General features: G+C 57.0%; 16 protein-coding genes and 4 tRNA genes. 16 read left to right on the top strand and 4 right to left on the bottom strand.

Annotated features, from left to right (window positions below; genetic code table 11):
• Positions 1-67: 67 nt before the first annotated feature.
• Complete coding sequence (locus CXF97_RS15065; RefSeq protein ID WP_101159172.1) at positions 68-1,225, top strand: MFS transporter; 1,158 nt, start codon at positions 68-70, stop codon at positions 1,223-1,225.
• Here the strand turns inward: CXF97_RS15065 and nhaR are convergent.
• A complete protein-coding gene (nhaR, locus tag CXF97_RS15060; protein WP_042609159.1) occupies positions 1,220-2,119 on the bottom strand; it encodes a transcriptional activator NhaR in 900 nt (299 codons plus the stop codon). The genes CXF97_RS15065 and nhaR overlap by 6 nt on opposite strands.
• Positions 2,120-2,252: 133 nt before the next feature.
• On the opposite strand from nhaR, the gene CXF97_RS15055 reads away from it, so the two are divergent.
• Together CXF97_RS15055 and CXF97_RS15050 are read left to right on the top strand one after the other, a co-directional pair.
• Positions 2,253-2,495, top strand: coding sequence for a hypothetical protein (locus CXF97_RS15055; protein ID WP_042609160.1), 243 nt, complete (start codon positions 2,253-2,255; stop codon positions 2,493-2,495).
• A 29-nt stretch (positions 2,496-2,524) separates the two neighbouring features.
• Positions 2,525-3,274 (top strand): TerC family protein, encoded by a 750-nt coding sequence (locus CXF97_RS15050; protein ID WP_101159171.1) that lies wholly within the window; start codon positions 2,525-2,527, stop codon positions 3,272-3,274.
• 117 nt (positions 3,275-3,391) lie between these two features.
• Here the strand turns inward: CXF97_RS15050 and CXF97_RS28240 are convergent, their stop codons facing one another.
• The gene (locus tag CXF97_RS28240) at positions 3,392-3,559 is read right to left on the bottom strand and encodes a hypothetical protein (RefSeq protein ID WP_178081195.1); all 168 of its coding nucleotides are present in this window, start codon (positions 3,557-3,559) and stop codon (positions 3,392-3,394) included.
• A gap of 233 nt (positions 3,560-3,792) precedes the next feature.
• Here CXF97_RS28240 and CXF97_RS15045 point away from each other — a divergent pair, with 233 nt between their 5' ends.
• The 3 genes from CXF97_RS15045 (at position 3,793) to CXF97_RS15035 (ending at position 4,980) form a co-directional block, all read left to right on the top strand.
• Positions 3,793-4,464: a hypothetical protein gene (locus tag CXF97_RS15045; RefSeq protein ID WP_101159170.1), complete on the top strand. Its 672-nt coding sequence runs from the start codon at positions 3,793-3,795 to the stop codon at positions 4,462-4,464.
• A gap of 90 nt (positions 4,465-4,554) precedes the next feature.
• Positions 4,555-4,761 carry a DUF6021 family protein gene (locus CXF97_RS15040; protein ID WP_101159169.1) on the top strand — a complete coding sequence of 69 codons (207 nt, stop codon included), beginning with the start codon at positions 4,555-4,557 and terminating at the stop codon, positions 4,759-4,761.
• Positions 4,762-4,773: 12 nt separating this feature from the next.
• Complete coding sequence (locus CXF97_RS15035) at positions 4,774-4,980, top strand: hypothetical protein (RefSeq protein ID WP_101159168.1); 207 nt, start codon at positions 4,774-4,776, stop codon at positions 4,978-4,980.
• Positions 4,981-5,034: 54 nt separating this feature from the next.
• Here CXF97_RS15035 and pbpG read toward each other — a convergent pair whose 3' ends face one another.
• Positions 5,035-5,973, bottom strand: a complete 939-nt coding sequence (gene pbpG / locus CXF97_RS15030) for a D-alanyl-D-alanine endopeptidase (RefSeq protein ID WP_101159167.1) — start codon at positions 5,971-5,973, stop codon at positions 5,035-5,037.
• Between the two features lie 230 nt (positions 5,974-6,203).
• Complete coding sequence (gene folD / locus CXF97_RS15025; RefSeq protein WP_101159166.1) at positions 6,204-7,058, bottom strand: bifunctional methylenetetrahydrofolate dehydrogenase/methenyltetrahydrofolate cyclohydrolase FolD; 855 nt, start codon at positions 7,056-7,058, stop codon at positions 6,204-6,206.
• Between the two features lie 275 nt (positions 7,059-7,333).
• On the opposite strand from folD, the gene CXF97_RS15020 reads away from it, so the two are divergent.
• The 10 genes from CXF97_RS15020 (at position 7,334) to CXF97_RS14975 (ending at position 16,729) form a co-directional block, all read left to right on the top strand.
• Positions 7,334-7,410 (top strand) — tRNA-Arg (locus CXF97_RS15020).
• 32 nt (positions 7,411-7,442) lie between these two features.
• Positions 7,443-7,518 (top strand) — tRNA-His (locus tag CXF97_RS15015).
• A gap of 57 nt (positions 7,519-7,575) precedes the next feature.
• Positions 7,576-7,660 (top strand) — tRNA-Leu (locus CXF97_RS15010).
• Positions 7,661-7,737: 77 nt separating this feature from the next.
• A tRNA-His gene (locus CXF97_RS15005) sits at positions 7,738-7,813 on the top strand.
• Between the two features lie 400 nt (positions 7,814-8,213).
• A complete protein-coding gene (gene tig, locus CXF97_RS15000) occupies positions 8,214-9,524 on the top strand; it encodes a trigger factor (RefSeq protein WP_016775337.1) in 1,311 nt (436 codons plus the stop codon).
• 92 nt (positions 9,525-9,616) lie between these two features.
• Positions 9,617-10,252: an ATP-dependent Clp endopeptidase proteolytic subunit ClpP gene (gene clpP / locus CXF97_RS14995; protein ID WP_016775336.1), complete on the top strand. Its 636-nt coding sequence runs from the start codon at positions 9,617-9,619 to the stop codon at positions 10,250-10,252.
• A gap of 112 nt (positions 10,253-10,364) precedes the next feature.
• Positions 10,365-11,648: an ATP-dependent Clp protease ATP-binding subunit ClpX gene (gene clpX / locus CXF97_RS14990; protein ID WP_016775335.1), complete on the top strand. Its 1,284-nt coding sequence runs from the start codon at positions 10,365-10,367 to the stop codon at positions 11,646-11,648.
• A 163-nt stretch (positions 11,649-11,811) separates the two neighbouring features.
• The gene (gene lon / locus CXF97_RS14985) at positions 11,812-14,208 is read left to right on the top strand and encodes an endopeptidase La (protein ID WP_101159165.1); all 2,397 of its coding nucleotides are present in this window, start codon (positions 11,812-11,814) and stop codon (positions 14,206-14,208) included.
• Between the two features lie 149 nt (positions 14,209-14,357).
• Positions 14,358-14,630: an HU family DNA-binding protein gene (locus CXF97_RS14980; RefSeq protein ID WP_003183171.1), complete on the top strand. Its 273-nt coding sequence runs from the start codon at positions 14,358-14,360 to the stop codon at positions 14,628-14,630.
• A 227-nt stretch (positions 14,631-14,857) separates the two neighbouring features.
• Complete coding sequence (locus tag CXF97_RS14975) at positions 14,858-16,729, top strand: SurA N-terminal domain-containing protein (protein ID WP_101159164.1); 1,872 nt, start codon at positions 14,858-14,860, stop codon at positions 16,727-16,729.
• Positions 16,730-16,824 lie beyond the last annotated feature (95 nt).

The following is a 16,824-nucleotide window of genomic DNA, read 5'->3' as shown; positions in this document are numbered from 1 at the left end:
CTCATTTTCAAATTTGCCAGCGGACCTCCGGGTCATCGCTGGTGTCGTCGTTTTGCTGGAGTTGCGCATGCTGTTGCCTATTCTTCTGTTGTCCGCTGCCGGGTTCACGGTGCTGACCACGGAATTCGTCATTGTCGGCCTGCTGCCGGCGATCGCCCGAGACCTCGAAGTCACTATCCCGCAGGCCGGGCTGCTGGTGACCTTGTTCGCCTTCACCGTGGCACTGTTCGGCCCGTTCCTGACCGCGTATTTCGCCCGTTTCGAACGGCGCAAGCTGTTCATCAGCATTCTGATCATGTTCGGTCTGGCCAATACCGTTGCAGCATTGGCACCGAACATCTGGGTGATGGCCATTGCGCGTTTGATTCCGGCGCTGGGCTTGCCAGTGTTCTGGGCATTGGCCAGTGAAACGGCGGTGGATATCGTCGGCCCGGATTTCGCCGGTCGTGCGATTGCCAAAATCGGCTTCGGTATCGTCTGCGCGACGGTGTTCGGCATTCCGGTCGGCACGCTGATTTCCGACGCGTTCGGCTGGCGCAGCGCATTCGGCATTCTGGCGTTGATCGCATTCGCCAAAGCCCTGCTGCTGTTTGTCTACCTGCCGAAAACCAGTCTGCACCAGCATCAGGTCAGCTTCCGTTCGCAGTTCAAAATCCTGCGTAGCCCCTTGATGATCGGACATATCGTCCTGTCGATTCTGGTGTTCAGCGGCATGTTTACCGCTTACACCTACCTGGCCGACATCCTCGAACGCCTCGCCGGTTTCAATGGCACCGTGGTCGGCTGGTGCCTGATGGCGTTTGGTGCAGTCGGCTTGATTGGCAACTCGCTCGGTGGGCGTGCGGTGGATCGGCATCCGCTGGGAGCGTCGGTGCTGTTCTGCGCGTTCATGATCGCCGGCATGGTTTCGCTGGTGCCGAACATACATTCGCCAGTGGGTCTTGCGGTGGCGATGGGCATCTGGGGCGTGACCCAGGCTGCGTTGTTCCTGGTCAGCCATGTGCGCCTGATGAAAGCCGCGCCGCAAGCGCCTGCGTTTGCCGCGTCGCTGAACATCGCCGGGGCCAATCTCGGCATTGGTCTGGGCGCGATCGTCGGCGGCCGGGTAATCGACAGTGCCGGTCTGGGCTTCCTGGGCTTCGCCGCTGCCGGCTTCATTCTGCTCTCGGTGTTCCTCGCCATGGTGCTGATGACGCTGAATCCGCGTGAGGCCTGCGCTTCATAACCCGGTAAACAGCTCGCGTCGGGCACCTTCGGTAATCGCAACGATGCCCGGGTGCTTGACCTTGCGTTCCACCGAGATGGCATAGAACGACTCGCTCACCGCATCGGTCTGGCCAATCAATTCGACGCCGTACTGGCGCTTTACTTCCTCGGCAATCACGCTCGGGCCGATAAAGATCCCGCTGCCGGATTGGCCGAAGGCCTGCATCAAAGCACTGTCATCGAACTCGCCGACGATCTGTGGCTGGATCTGCTGTTCAGCGAACCAGCGCTGCAATCGGCTGCGCACCACGGTTTCCGCGCCGGGAATCAGCAGCGGTGCGCCGTGCAGGCTGCGCGGGAAATCCTGCCCATACTGCGCGGCCAGTTCAGCGGTGGCGAAAAAACTGATCCCGCATTCGCCGAGCTTCTGGCTGTAGCCTTTGATGTCCAGATGCGAAGGCATAGGACTGTCGGAAATCACCAGATCCAGACGCTGGATCGCCAGGTCGGCGAGCAGGCGTTCGAGTTTGTCCTCGCGGCAGGTAATACGCAGCGGTTCGCTCAGCTCCATGGTCGGCGCGATCAGTCGATAGACGATGGATTTCGGCACCACATCGGCAACGCCGACCCGGAACAGGATCTGCTGTTCGTTGGGCTGCGCTCGCAGCATCAGCTCCAGCTCGCCGCCCAGTTGAAACATCTGCTCGGCGTAGGGCAGGGCCTGACGCCCGGCTTCGGTGAGCTCCAGCTGCCGGCCAACCCGGCGGAACAATTCCACGTTATAGGTTTGTTCGAGCAGCGAAATTTGCCCGCTGATGGTCTGTGGCGTCAGGTTCAGCTGCTCGCACGCGCGGACGATGCTGCCGGTTTTGGCTACAACCCAGAAGTAATGCAGTTGCCGGTAATTGAGCATAGTGGTGGCCACTTCGTGAAAACCGAAGTATAGCCGCTAAAAATACGAATTTTCCTGAAGTGTTCATCTGCCTAGAATGCCCAGCCATCGACGGCCGGTGTCTGCGCCTGTCTGTTCATTCGAAGGAAACCTTATGAAATACACATTCCCTGCATTGATGTTTGCGTCTTTACTGGTTCTGGCCGGTTGCGATCAGGCCGAAAAAAGCGCTCAACAATTGATGGGTGCGGCGGCTGAAACCGCCAAGCAAGCGATCGACGACACCCACAAGGCCGCCGAGCAAGCGCTCAGCGATGCCACCGGTGGCTTGATCCAGAAAAAAGAAACACCGGAAAAACAGGCTGAAGAATCCGAATCTTCCTCCAAGACCATCTGAACCGTCTTACACAGAGTCAGGACTGACCCATGGAATATCTGTTAGAACTCGCCGCCAGCCCCACCGCCTGGGTTGCTTTGGCCACATTGGTGGTGATGGAAATCGTGCTCGGCATCGATAACCTGATCTTTATCTCGATCCTGACCAACAAACTGCCTGAACAGCATCGGCAGAAGGCGCGCCGTATCGGTATCGGCATGGCCCTGATCCTGCGTCTGGCGCTGTTGAGCACCATCGCCTTCATCGTGCAGTTGACCGAACCTGTGATCGAAATCCTTGGCCAGGCGTTCTCCTGGAAGGACATGATCCTCATCGCTGGTGGTCTTTTCCTGGTCTGGAAAGCCACGACCGAGATCCATCACAGCATGGATCCGGCGCCGGAAGATCCGAAGACTGCGGCCTCGACCGTGACCCTCGGGTTTGCCGCAGCTATCGGTCAGATTCTGATGCTCGACATGGTGTTTTCCATCGACAGCATCATCACCGCCGTCGGCATGACCGAACACTTGCCGATCATGATTATCGCCGTGGTGGCGTCGGTGCTGGTGATGCTGCTCGCGGCTGATCCGCTGGCCAAGTTCATCAACGACAACCCGACCGTGGTCATGCTGGCGCTGGGCTTCCTGATCATGATCGGCATGACGCTGATCGCCGAAGGCTTCGGCGCCCATGTACCGAAAGGTTATGTGTACGCGGCCATGGCCTTCTCGGCCGGCATCGAGGTGTTGAACATGATGTCGCGGCGGGCGAAGCAGAAAAAGGCTGCTCAGCAGGCTTAATCGCTGACCACACCAAAGCCGCCTGGGCTTTTAAGCTCAGGCGGTTTTTTTATTTACGTTTTTTCGATTGCCGAGAGCGCTGCCCGGCGCTGGTGTGAGGGTAAATCTGGCTGATATTCAGTGCGCAGCAACGTGCCGCACTGAGTTCTCGTCTGTCTTATCGACTGGCGGCGTCTGTACCGGATGATGGTGCCGCCGTGAAATCCGCAGAACGCCCCACAACATGGCCGTCGCCACGGCCAGCCAGCCGGCTATCAACATCACAATGGTCATGGTCAGGCTCATTGGTGCCTCCTCTTCGCCCTGCATCGGGCGCCGCTTTTCGCAATTCGCTCTATTTCAGTGACAGTCTAGTCAATGGGGTGTTTCAAGCTATTGACCAAAGGTCGTTAGCAACCAATCAGTTCGCTCTATGCAATCGCAGCGTCTGCCGTTTAAGGCTATACCTGGGGCGGGTGCGGCTCTATGATCGCGAGCGTTGCCGGAACACGATGACCGGCGTCTGGAAGAGAGTGACGATGGTGCAGGTATTTTCTCGAGTGCGCGGTGCACTGTTGGTCGCCGTTTGCGTGGCGGCGCTGGGCGGATGTGCGGGCAATGTGGCGCCGGAAGTCAAACGCTTGCCGGAACGGGTCGAACTCAGCGGCACTTTCTATCGTGGCGAAGCCAACCAGAGTGGGCCACAGGTGCTGGCCAGTTTGCTGTCGCAACAAGGCATCGTCATTACCCCGGGCCTGCTGCAAAAACCGCTGCACTTACCGGGTGCCGAGGACAAACTGCAGCAGAATATGCAGAACCTCGCTCGCGAATACGGCCTGGTCGTCTATCCGTTGGACGCCAGGCTGCCCGCCTTGTTGACCCAAGTCGCTGCGGGTTATCCGGTCATGGTGCGCTTCAGCGAAGGTTCGGCATTCTGGGCCGAGCCGCGGTACGCAATCCTGTCCGGCTACGACCGCAATAAACAGAAGGTCCTGCTGCGTGCCGGCATGAATCGTCGGCAATTGATGGATTTCGGCAGCTTTGAGTCGGCGCTCGAGAAGTCCGGTGGCTGGGCGATTCTGCTTCAGAAACCGTCGCAGATTCCCGCATCCGTCGACCGTGCCCGTTGGTTGAAAGCCGCCGATGAACTGGCGCAGGCCGGTGAAGAAAACGCTGCGGCGCAGGCGCGAAAGGCGCTTGCGGCGCAGTAGAGCTCCGTTCGTCATCTGCCGGGCACGACTGCGCCCGGCGAGCCTCTGAAGATCAGTGCCCGTGCGTTGCGGGCGTATCAAGGAGGCAACATGGCAGATTCCTCAACCCCGAAAGGCCCGCATTCATCCGAACACTCTTCGGGTGATGATCTGGGATTCGATCCGGATTCGCCGGATCTTGACGATCCGCAAGTCGATCCCGTTGGCCCGGCAAAGGCTCCGCTGGATGTCGAGCCCGGTGAAGATCCGAAGAAACCGGCCAAGCCCTACGATCCGATGGCCGATCTGAAACCTTGATGTGAGGTGCGTATGAGTACCGATTCAAGCTTCGATGACCAAAAACCCGACAGCGTGCCGACCACGCCGGAGCCGGAGGTCGACCCTGTGCTGGATCCGGACAGTCCGATGCGCGACCCGCTGGCGCGACCAAACGTGCTGACGCCGGACGTTTCGCCAGAGCCGAGCTCGGGCGATGGCATTCCCGATGACGACAAGATGCCGCTGCCCAACGACTGATGCGCAGACGAAAAAAAGCCCCGAACGTTCGGGGCTTTTCCATTGCCGCTGGATCTACTTCGCCGCTTCGACTACGCCGCTCTGACGGCTTTTGAGGTTCTTGTCGGCTTTATATTGCTGTGCCACCGCAGGAACAGCGGCGCTGCGCCCGGTCTCGACCCAGCTGCGGATACGGCTGGCATCGGCAAAATGCGTGTACTTGCCAAACGCATCGAGAATCACCAGGGCGACCGGACGGTTGCCCATTTTCGTCACCAGAACCAGGCAATGGCCGGCCGGATTGGTGAAGCCGGTCTTGGTGATCTTTATGTCCCAGTCGGCCTTGTTGACCAAATGGTCGGTGTTGCGAAAGCCCAAGGTGTAGTTGGGCTTGCGGAAGGCCACGGTCTTTTCCTTGGTGGTGGTCAGTTGCACAAGTAGCGGCTGCTTGTGCGCCGCCACCAGCAATTTGCTCAGGTCGCGAGCGGTGGAAACGTTGCGCTCCGACAGGCCGGTCGGCTCGACGAAGTGAGTGCTGGTCATTCCCAGAGCCTTGGCCTTGGCGTTCATCGCCGCGATAAACGCGGCATAGCCACCCGGATAATGGTGGGCGAGGCTCGCGGCAGCGCGATTTTCCGAAGACATCAAGGCGATCAGCAGCATATCGCGGCGCGGCAGTTCGCTCTTGAGTTTGACCCGGGAGAACACACCCTTCATTTCCGGGGTGTTCCTGATATCGACATCGATCCATTCGTCCATGTTCTGTCGAGCTTCCACCACCACCAAGCCAGTCATCAGCTTGCTGACAGAGGCGATCGGTACGATCACGTCAGGGTTGCTGGAATAAATGACTTTGTTGGTCTGCATATCCATGAGCAGGGCGCTGCCGGAAGCGATCTTCAAAGTCGAAGCGTCGCGTGGGGCAGCGGTGGTTTCCGCAGCGTTGATCGTTGGCGTGATGAATGTGCCTGTAACAGCAAAAAACAGGCTCAGAATCGAGAGACGAATTTTCACGCGGGCGAACTCTGAAAGGTTGGATATACCGTTAGTTTGTAACGGGTTATTTCTTAAAGCCGGCGCATTTTAGGAGTATGGCTGAAGAACTGTCGATGGTTGTTTTAAAGACCTGAAAATCTCGTGAAAATGCCTGTAAAAAGAGCGGTTTCCGGCGAACGGTTCGAGTTTTTTCTCAGGCATGAAAAACCCCGCACGAGGCGGGGTTCTTGTGCAGCGGAAAAGACCGGTCAGACGTGCAGGGTTTCTGCCGCATACAGGGTGTTTTCCAGCAAGCAGGCGCGGGTCATCGGACCCACGCCGCCAGGCACTGGAGTGATCCAGCCAGCGCGGGGCAGGGCAGTTTCGTATACAACGTCACCGACCAGTTTGCCGTCGTCCTGACGGTTGATGCCGACGTCGATCACGATCGCGCCTTCCTTGATCCATTCGCCCTTGACCAGGCCAGGTTTGCCAGCGGCGACGACCACCAGGTCGGCGCGGCCGACGTGGCCGGCCAGATCCTTGGTGAAGCGGTGGGTCACGGTGACGGTACAGCCGGCTAGCAGCAATTCCATGGCCATGGGGCGACCGACGATGTTTGAAGCGCCGACAACGACAGCGTCCATACCGTAGAGATCAGCCCCGGTGCTTTCCAGCAGGGTCATGATGCCTTTCGGGGTGCACGGACGCAGTAGCGGGATACGCTGGGCCAGGCGGCCGACGTTGTACGGATGGAAACCGTCGACGTCTTTGTCCGGGCGAATGCGCTCAAGCAGCTTGGACGCGTCGAGGTGTTCGGGCAGAGGCAACTGCAGGAGAACGCCATCGATGGCCGGGTCGTCATTAAGGCGATCGATCAGATCGGTCAGGGCGTCCTGAGTCGTGTCGCAGGGCAGATCGTAGGCTTGAGAGAGGAAGCCAACCTCTTCACAGTCTTTACGCTTGTGCGAGACATAAACCTGAGAGGCAGGATCGCTGCCGACCAGGATCACCGCGAGGCCGGGGGTGCGCAGGCCTTGCTGGCGACGCTCGGCAACTCGTTGGGCGATCTGCTGGCGCAGGCTGGCGGCGATCGATTTGCCGTCGATTAGTTGTGCAGTCATTGCGCGTGATTAACCATCGAGAGGGGAAAAAATGAGAACGCATTCTCGCATGTCGAGCGGTGAGGGCAAAGGCGCTTGGTCAGCAAATTCCTCTAACTCCTTTAATTAAATGAATTTTTTTCAAAAAGGATTTGACGACCTTTGGAGCGCTCTATACTATTCGTCGCACTTGTCGGGCACAGCCTAGCACTGGTTAAGAAGGCGAAGCGGAATCAAGGTTCTGTGACGCTGGAAAGCACTTAGTTTGTAGTCCTTTAAGAGTACAGATTAATAAGGCGCCCGTAGCTCAGCTGGATAGAGCATCCGCCTTCTAAGCGGATGGTCGCAGGTTCGAGTCCTGCCGGGTGCGCCATTAGGCAGCTTTGGCACAAGTAACGCGATATGGTGGGCGTAGCTCAGTTGGTAGAGCACGGGATTGTGACTCCCGTTGTCGTGGGTTCGATCCCCATCGTCCACCCCATATTTCGAAAGGCGCCAGATTTAACGGTCTGGCGCCTTTGCTTTAAAAGCTTCATCCGCGGATGTGGTGGAATTGGTAGACACACTGGATTTAGGTTCCAGCGCCGCGAGGCGTAAGAGTTCGAGTCTCTTCATCCGCACCAAATAAAGCTTCATCTGTGCCTCGGGCCTGATGAGGTTTCGACAAAGAAGTTATTTGGCTTTTTTGTTACGCAATATGGTGGGCGTAGCTCAGTTGGTAGAGCACGGGATTGTGACTCCCGTTGTCGTGGGTTCGATCCCCATCGTCCACCCCATATTTCGAAAGGCGCCAGATTTAACAGTCTGGCGCCTTTTTTGTTTTAGCGGTTCGAAATCCGGCCAGAGTCGATTCCGAGTCGCGGGGCAGGGCACTTCATCGCTTTTAAAGGATCGGATGACGCTGAACTGCTCGTCGCTCCGGTTTTGCTGGAGCGGCTGTCGGGGCGTATCTGATAGTTGCTTCTATATATAGAAGCATTGATGCAGAGCCCTGACCTGAGCACTTGTATTCGCCTGTGGAGTGCACGGCATTCGTGCAGCGCTCCCTATAAATTGCCTGCTGTTTTTTTACCCGTTTCCAGTAGGGTGACTTCTTGAGTTTGACCCACTAGAATGCATGCCCTTGATTCTGGGGTCGGAAACGGCCGGCTAACGTCTGTGCAACGAGGAATATCCATGCAAGTTTCTGTTGAAAATACTACTGCTCTCGAGCGCCGCATGAGCGTCACCGTGCCGGCAGAGCGCATCGAGACTCAGGTCAACAAGCGTCTGCAGCAGACTGCCCAAAAGGCCAAAATTGCTGGCTTCCGTCCAGGCAAAGTGCCAATGAGCGAAATCAAGCGCCGTTTCGGTGCTGATGCTCGTCAGGAAGCGGTAGGCGACGTCATCCAGTCTTCGTTCTACGAAGCCGTGGTTGAGCAGAAGCTCAACCCTGCCGGTTCGCCTTCGATCGAGCCTAAGTCGCTCGAAGCGGGCAAGGATCTGGAATACGTAGCTGTATTCGAAGTGTTCCCGGAATTCACCGTTGCCGGCTTCGAAGGTATCACCGTTGAGCGCCTGAGCGCTGAAGTGGCTGACGCTGACCTGGACAAAATGCTCGACATTCTGCGCAAGCAGAATACTCGTTTCGAAGTGGCCGACCGTGCCGCCCAGAACGAAGATCAACTGAACATCGATTTCGTTGGCAAGGTTGACGGCGAAGTGTTCGCTGGCGGCTCCGCCAAGGGCACTCAGCTGGTACTGGGTTCCGGCCGCATGATCCCTGGCTTCGAAGAAGGCCTGGTTGGCGCTAAAGCTGGCGAAGAACGCGTTCTGAATCTGACCTTCCCTGAGGACTATCAGAACCTGGACCTGGCTGGCAAAACTGCCGAGTTCACCGTGACCGTCAACACGGTGTCCGAGCCTAAGCTGCCTGAGCTGAACGAAGAGTTCTTCGCTCAATTCGGCATCAAGGAAAGCGGCATCGACGGTTTCCGCACCGAAGTTCGCAAGAACATGGAGCGTGAACTGCGTCAGGCGATCAAATCCAAGGTCAAGAATCAGGTCATGGACGGTCTGCTGGCCACCAACCCGATCGAAGTGCCAAAGGCTCTGCTGTCCAATGAAGTTGACCGTCTGCGCGTGCAGGCTGTTCAGCAGTTCGGCGGCAACATCAAACCAGACCAACTGCCGGCCGAGCTGTTCGAAGAGCAAGCCAAACGCCGCGTTGTGCTGGGCCTGATCGTTGCTGAAGTGGTCAAGCAGTTCGATCTCAAGCCTGATGAAGCTCGCGTTCGCGAAATGATTCAGGAAATGGCTTCCGCTTACCAGGAGCCAGAGCAGGTCGTCTCGTGGTACTACAAAAACGAGCAGCAACTGAACGAAGTGCGTTCGGTTGTGCTGGAAGAACAAGTTGTGGATACTGTTCTGCAGAAAGCTAGTGTGACCGACAAATCGGTCTCCTACGAAGAAGCAGTCAAGCCGGTAGAAGCTCCAGCAGCCGACTGATTGATTTTGCGTTAGAAGTGCACACCATAAGCCAGCTCTCGAGCTGGCTTATGCGTATTCAAGACATAACTATTTGGGAGCGACTGCAGAGCATGTTCCGTAATTCTTATATTCAGCAGAACTCTGATATCCAGGCCGCCGGCGGCCTGGTCCCGATGGTTGTCGAGCAGTCCGCTCGTGGCGAACGCGCCTACGACATCTACTCGCGCCTGCTCAAGGAGCGAGTGATCTTTCTGGTGGGCCCGGTAGAGGACTACATGGCCAACCTGATCTGTGCGCAACTGCTGTTCCTTGAAGCGGAAAACCCGGACAAGGACATCCATCTGTACATCAACTCGCCGGGCGGTTCGGTGACTGCAGGCATGTCGATCTACGACACCATGCAGTTCATCAAGCCGAACGTATCGACCACTTGCATCGGTCAGGCCTGCAGCATGGGCGCATTCCTGCTCACCGCAGGTGCGCCGGGCAAGCGTTTCTGCCTGCCAAACTCGCGCGTGATGATTCACCAGCCACTGGGTGGTTTCCAGGGTCAGGCGTCGGATATCGAAATCCACGCCAAGGAAATCCTCTTCATCCGCGAGCGACTGAACATGCTGATGGCCAAGCACAGCGGCCGTACTCTCGAAGAAATCGAGCGCGACACCAATCGCGACAATTTCATGAGTGCCGAAGCTGCGAAGGAATACGGCCTGATCGACGAAGTGATCAACCAGCGTCCAGCTTAATATAAGCATCGCAAAACAGGCCTGATCGGCATGTCCGATCAGCGGCGGGCTTGAAAAAGCCCGCAATAGCCTTCATCTTGTGTTGCAAGCCTATCGGATTTGGATCGAACGAATGACTGACACCCGCAACGGCGAGGACAACGGCAAGCTGCTCTATTGCTCCTTCTGTGGCAAAAGCCAGCATGAAGTGCGCAAATTGATTGCCGGCCCCTCGGTCTTTATCTGCGACGAGTGCGTCGACCTGTGCAATGACATCATCCGCGAGGAGGTGCAGGAAGCACAGGCCGAAAGCAGCGCGCATAAATTGCCTTCGCCTAAAGAAATCAGCGGCATCCTTGACCAGTACGTCATTGGTCAGGAGCGTGCAAAAAAGGTTCTGGCCGTAGCGGTGTACAACCACTACAAGCGCCTGAACCAGCGTGACAAGAAGGCTGACGACGTCGAACTCGGCAAGAGCAACATTCTGCTGATCGGCCCGACAGGCTCCGGTAAAACCCTGCTGGCCGAAACACTGGCCCGCTTGCTGAACGTTCCGTTCACCATCGCCGACGCAACCACCCTTACCGAGGCGGGTTATGTAGGTGAAGACGTCGAGAACATCATTCAGAAGCTGCTGCAGAAGTGCGATTACGACGTAGAGAAAGCTCAGATGGGCATTGTCTACATCGACGAAATCGACAAGATCTCCCGCAAGTCCGACAACCCGTCGATCACCCGCGATGTTTCCGGTGAAGGCGTGCAACAGGCCTTGCTCAAGTTGATCGAAGGCACGGTCGCTTCGGTACCGCCGCAAGGTGGCCGTAAGCACCCGCAGCAGGAATTCCTGCAGGTCGACACCCGTAACATCCTGTTCATCTGCGGTGGCGCGTTCTCCGGCCTGGAAAAGGTCATTCAGAACCGTTCCACCAAAGGCGGCATCGGCTTCAACGCTGAAGTGCGCAGCAAGGAAGAAGGCAAGAAAGTCGGTGAGTCCCTGCGTGAAGTCGAGCCTGACGATCTGGTCAAGTTCGGTCTGATCCCGGAATTCGTCGGTCGTCTGCCGGTCCTGGCGACACTGGACGAACTCGACGAGGCTGCGCTGATGCAAATCCTCACCGAGCCGAAAAATGCTTTGACCAAACAGTATGCCAAGCTGTTCGAGATGGAAGGCGTGGATCTGGAATTCCGTTCCGACGCGTTGAAGTCGGTCGCCAAGCGAGCCCTGGAACGTAAAACCGGTGCCCGTGGCCTGCGCTCGATTCTCGAAGGTGTGCTGCTCGACACGATGTATGAAATCCCCTCGCAGTCCGAGGTGAGCAAAGTCGTGATCGATGAAAGCGTGATCGAGGGCAAGTCCAAGCCACTGTATATCTACGAAAACAGTGAGCCGACGGCCAAGGCAGCTCCGGACGCGTAAGCGTTCGCAGCGCCGCAACAAAGAAGGGGCCTTCGGGCCTCTTTTTTTTTATGTCGTTTTTTACATCCGCTTTACGCTTGTTTTTTTTCAAGGCAGCCCCCATCTTGGTTTCAAGCTTAATTCCATCTGATTACGGCCATACGGCCGCCGTAGAGGCGAAATCATGAAGACAACCATCGAATTGCCTCTCCTGCCATTGCGTGATGTTGTGGTTTATCCGCACATGGTTATCCCGCTGTTCGTGGGGCGCGAGAAATCCATCGAAGCCCTTGAGGCAGCGATGACGGGTGACAAGCAGATTCTTCTGCTGGCCCAGAGAAACCCGGCTGACGATGATCCTGGTGAAGACGCTCTCTATCGCGTAGGTACGATTGCCACGGTTCTGCAGCTGCTGAAACTGCCTGATGGCACCGTCAAGGTTCTGGTCGAGGGTGAGCAGCGTGGCACCGTCGAACGCTTCAGCGAAGTCGATGGCCACTGCCGCGCCGAAGTCGCTCTGATTGAAGAAGTCGACGCCGCTGAGCGCGAGTCGGAAGTCTTCGTGCGCACTCTGCTGTCGCAGTTCGAACAATACGTCCAGCTGGGCAAAAAGGTCCCAGCTGAAGTCCTGTCGTCACTCAACAGCATCGATGAGCCGGGTCGTCTGGTCGATACCATGGCTGCGCACATGGCGCTGAAAATCGAGCAGAAGCAGGAAATCCTCGAAATCATCGATCTGTCGGCGCGTGTCGAGCACGTGCTGGCGCTGCTGGATGCCGAGATCGACCTGTTGCAGGTTGAGAAACGCATCCGCGGTCGCGTCAAGAAGCAAATGGAGCGCAGTCAGCGCGAGTACTACCTGAATGAGCAGATGAAGGCCATTCAGAAAGAGCTCGGCGATGGCGACGAAGGCCACAACGAAATCGAAGAGCTGAAAAAGCGCATTGATGCTGCCGGCCTGCCTAAAGATGCAATGGCCAAGGCCACTGCCGAGCTGAACAAGCTCAAGCAGATGTCGCCGATGTCGGCTGAAGCCACCGTGGTGCGCTCCTACATCGACTGGCTGGTCCAGGTGCCGTGGAAGGCGCAGAGCAAAGTACGCCTCGACCTGGCCCGTGCAGAAGACATTCTCGACGCTGATCACTACGGCCTCGAGGAGGTCAAGGAACGCATCCTTGAATACCTCGCTGTGCAGAAGCGCGTGAAGAAGATCCGTGGCCCGGTGTTGTGCCTCGTCGGTCCGCCAGGTGTAGGTAAAACCTCGCTGGCAGAATCGATTGCTCACGCCACCAACCGCAAATTTGTACGGATGGCCTTGGGCGGCGTGCGTGATGAAGCAGAAATTCGTGGTCACCGTCGGACTTACATTGGTTCGATGCCGGGAAGATTGATTCAAAAGATGACGAAAGTGGGTGTCCGCAACCCGCTGTTCCTGCTCGATGAAATCGACAAGATGGGCAGCGACATGCGTGGCGACCCGGCATCGGCGTTGCTGGAAGTGCTCGACCCGGAGCAAAACCACAATTTCAACGATCACTACCTGGAAGTCGATTACGACCTGTCCGATGTGATGTTCCTGTGCACCTCGAACTCGATGAACATCCCACCGGCACTGCTGGACCGGATGGAAGTCATCCGTCTGCCGGGCTATACCGAAGACGAGAAGATCAATATCGCCGTGAAGTACCTGTCGCCAAAACAGATCGCTGCCAATGGTCTGAAGAAGGGCGAGCTGGAATTTGATGAGGAAGCGATCCGCGACATCATCCGTTACTACACCCGGGAAGCGGGCGTGCGTGGTCTTGAGCGACAGATTGCCAAGGTCTGCCGCAAGGCCGTCAAGGAGCATGCACTGGAAAAACGTTTCTCGGTGAAAGTGACAGCTGATCTGCTTGAGCATTTCCTCGGCGTGCGCAAGTTCCGCTACGGGCTGGCTGAGCAGCAGGATCAGGTGGGGCAGGTGACTGGCCTGGCGTGGACTCAGGTCGGTGGCGAATTGCTGACGATTGAAGCCGCGGTGATTCCGGGCAAAGGGCAATTGATCAAGACCGGTTCGCTCGGTGATGTGATGGTCGAATCGATCACTGCTGCACAAACTGTGGTACGCAGCCGCGCCAAGAGCCTGGGCATCCCGCTGGACTTCCACGAGAAGCGCGACACCCACATTCACATGCCGGAAGGTGCCACACCGAAAGATGGCCCAAGTGCTGGCGTGGGCATGTGTACAGCGTTGGTCTCGGCGTTGACCGGCATTCCGGTGCGTGCCGATGTCGCCATGACGGGTGAAATCACCTTGCGTGGTCAGGTTCTGGCAATCGGCGGTTTAAAAGAAAAACTGCTGGCCGCGCATCGCGGTGGAATCAAGATTGTGATTATTCCGGAAGAAAACGTCCGCGATCTGAAGGAGATTCCTGACAATATCAAGCAGGATCTGCAGATCAAACCGGTTAAATGGATTGACGAGGTCCTGCAAATTGCGCTGCAATACGCGCCGGAGCCCTTGCCGGATGTGGCTCCGGAGATAGTTGCCAAGGACGAAAAACGCGAGTCTGATGCCAAGGAAAGAATTAGCACGCATTAATACGTTTTAGCTTGGGGGGCTTTCCTTGACAGCATTTTAGAGCCCTTGTTATAAAGCGGCTCTTAAGTGTCTGTAGGCCATTCAGCACTCGTTTTTGCTTTCACCAAAAAACTTAGAAACATCTCAAAATAGATATAAGGGGACTTAGAGTGAACAAGTCGGAACTGATTGATGCTATCGCTGCATCCGCTGATATCCCGAAAGCTGCTGCTGGCCGTGCGCTGGACGCTGTTATCGAATCCGTCACTGGCGCTCTGAAGGCTGGCGACTCCGTTGTTCTGGTTGGTTTCGGTACTTTCTCCGTGACTGACCGTCCGGCTCGTACCGGCCGCAACCCGCAAACCGGCAAGACTCTGGAAATCCCGGCTGCCAAGAAGCCAGGTTTCAAAGCCGGTAAAGCACTGAAAGAAGCTGTTAACTGAGTTTTCAGGTTTTTACCCATCCGGGTCGGGGTCAAGCCTGACTTGGCAGCGGAGCGGTAGAGCAGGTGGCTGGACCAGGCACCTGTAACGCCGGGATCGAGGGTTCGAGCCCTGTCCGCTCCGCCAGTTACGAGAAGGCGCATCCTCGGATGCGCCTTTCTTCTATCCGGATTCTACCCACGCTCCACGGTTGCATAAATTGAAGTTCAACCGTTTCTGGGGGACGCATGCTGCAGAATATCAGGGACAATTCACAAGGCTGGATTGCCAAGACCATTATCGGAGTCATCGTTGCACTGATGGCTCTGACCGGTTTCGATGCCATTTTCCAGGCCACGACTCACAAGAACGAGGCGGCCAAGGTCAACGGTGACGAAATCAGCCAGAACGAGCTGAGCCAGGCCGTTGATATGCAACGCCGTCAGCTGATGCAACAGCTGGGCAAGGACTTCGATGCTTCCTTGCTCGACGAAAAAATGCTGCGCGAATCGGCTCTCAAAGGCCTGATCGACCGCAAGTTGCTGCTGCAAGGCGCCGAACAGGCGAAGTTCTCATTCTCCGAAGCCGCGCTGGATCAGGTGATCCTGCAGACGCCTGAATTTCAGGTCGACGGCAAGTTCAGCTCCGAGCGTTTCGATCAGGTGATCCGCCAGCTGGGTTACAGCCGTATGCAGTTCCGCCAGATGCTGGCTCAGGAAATGCTGATCGGCCAGCTGCGCGCTGGTGTTGCCGGCAGCGGTTTTGTCACCGACGCCGAAGTCCTGGCATTCGCCCGTCTGGAAAAACAGACCCGCGATTTCGCCACGCTCAACGTCAAGGCTGACCCGGCTGCGGTCAAGCTGACCGATGACGAGGTCAAGGCTTACTACGACGAACATGCCAAGGAATTCATGACGCCAGATCAGGTGATCATCGATTACGTTGAGCTGAAGAAGTCGTCGTTCTTTGATCAGGTCGCGGTCAAGGATGAAGATCTTGAGGCGGCGTACCAGAAAGAGATCGCCAACCTGTCGGAACAGCGTCGTGCCGCGCACATCCTCATCGAAGTGAACGACAAGACTACCGAAGCGCAGGCCAAGGCGAAGATCGACGAAGTCCAGGCGCGTCTGGCCAAGGGTGAAAAATTCGAGGTGTTGGCCAAAGAGTTTTCACAGGATCCGGGTTCGGCCAACAATGGCGGTGACCTTGGTTACGCCGGTCCTGGCGTTTACGATCCGGCCTTCGAAAAGGCGCTGTACGCGCTGTCGAAAGACCAGGTGTCTGAGCCGATTCGTACCGATTTTGGTTATCACCTGATCAAGCTTTTGGGCGTGGAAGCGCCTGAGGTGCCGACCCTGGCTAGTCTGAAAGACAAGCTTACCCGCGAATTGAAGGCGGCTCAGGTCGAGCAGCGTTTCGTTGAGGCGACCAAGCAACTGGAAGACTCGGCGTTCGAAGCCTCTGACCTGGCGCAGCCAGCAGCGGATCTGAAACTGACTGTGCACACCTCCAAGCCGTTCGGCCGTGAAGGTGGCGAAGGTGTCGCGGCCAACCGTGCGGTGGTCACTGCCGCGTTCAGCCCGGAAGTGATTGATGAAGGTGCCAACAGCACCGCTATCGAACTGGACCCGGAAACCGTGATCGTGTTGCGCGCCAAGGAGCATCTCAAGCCTGCGCAACTGCCGCTGGAAAGCGTGAGCGCGGCGATCCGTGCTCAGTTGACCAAGGAGCACGCCAGTGCCGAGGCCAAGACCCGTGCCGAGAAGCTGATCGCTGATCTGCGCGATGGCAAGGCGCCGCTGGACAAAGCGATTGACGGCCAGAACTGGAAGATCACCGAAGCGGCCACGCGTGCTCAGGAAGGTGTTGATCCGGCTGTGCTGCAGGCGTTGTTCCGTATGCCGAAGCCGGCTGCCAAGGACAAGCCGACGTTCTCCAGCGTTACGTTGCCGGATGGCAGTCTGATGATTGTGCGTCTGAATGGCGTCAATGAAGCGGCTGCGCCGACGGAAGAAGAGAAGGTGCAATATCGTCGCTTCCTGGCTTCCCGTGAGGGGCAGCAGGACTTTGCGGCTTATCGCAAGCAGTTGGAGGCTGAGGCGAAGATCGAGCGGTTTTGATCTTTTGACTGACGTTTGAAGAAGCCCCGGCCTGATTGGTCGGGGTTTTTTTTTGGGATGCTTGGCGACCATTGGGTCGGACATGCTCCAACGAG

The sequence above is a fragment of the Pseudomonas sp. Choline-02u-1 genome (assembly GCF_002836515.1).
In the GTDB taxonomy this organism is placed as follows: domain Bacteria; phylum Pseudomonadota; class Gammaproteobacteria; order Pseudomonadales; family Pseudomonadaceae; genus Aquipseudomonas.
Note: the sequence above shows the minus strand (reverse complement) of the source record. Positions and strands in the feature narration are given on the sequence as shown.

Coding starts and splice junctions, on each gene's coding strand:
- nhaR (WP_042609159.1), bottom strand. CDS start 2,119: ATGCTCAATTACCGGCAACTGCATTACTTCTGGGTTGTAGCCAAAACC.
- CXF97_RS15040 (WP_101159169.1), top strand. CDS start 4,555: ATGGCAGATTCCTCAACCCCGAAAGGCCCGCATTCATCCGAACACTCT.
- lon (WP_101159165.1), top strand. CDS start 11,812: ATGAAGACAACCATCGAATTGCCTCTCCTGCCATTGCGTGATGTTGTG.
- CXF97_RS15055 (WP_042609160.1), top strand. CDS start 2,253: ATGAAATACACATTCCCTGCATTGATGTTTGCGTCTTTACTGGTTCTG.
- CXF97_RS15035 (WP_101159168.1), top strand. CDS start 4,774: ATGAGTACCGATTCAAGCTTCGATGACCAAAAACCCGACAGCGTGCCG.
- CXF97_RS15050 (WP_101159171.1), top strand. CDS start 2,525: ATGGAATATCTGTTAGAACTCGCCGCCAGCCCCACCGCCTGGGTTGCT.
- folD (WP_101159166.1), bottom strand. CDS start 7,058: ATGACTGCACAACTAATCGACGGCAAATCGATCGCCGCCAGCCTGCGC.
- clpX (WP_016775335.1), top strand. CDS start 10,365: ATGACTGACACCCGCAACGGCGAGGACAACGGCAAGCTGCTCTATTGC.
- CXF97_RS15065 (WP_101159172.1), top strand. CDS start 68: ATGCTGTTGCCTATTCTTCTGTTGTCCGCTGCCGGGTTCACGGTGCTG.
- clpP (WP_016775336.1), top strand. CDS start 9,617: ATGTTCCGTAATTCTTATATTCAGCAGAACTCTGATATCCAGGCCGCC.
- CXF97_RS15045 (WP_101159170.1), top strand. CDS start 3,793: ATGGTGCAGGTATTTTCTCGAGTGCGCGGTGCACTGTTGGTCGCCGTT.
- CXF97_RS14975 (WP_101159164.1), top strand. CDS start 14,858: ATGCTGCAGAATATCAGGGACAATTCACAAGGCTGGATTGCCAAGACC.
- CXF97_RS28240 (WP_178081195.1), bottom strand. CDS start 3,559: ATGAGCCTGACCATGACCATTGTGATGTTGATAGCCGGCTGGCTGGCC.
- tig (WP_016775337.1), top strand. CDS start 8,214: ATGCAAGTTTCTGTTGAAAATACTACTGCTCTCGAGCGCCGCATGAGC.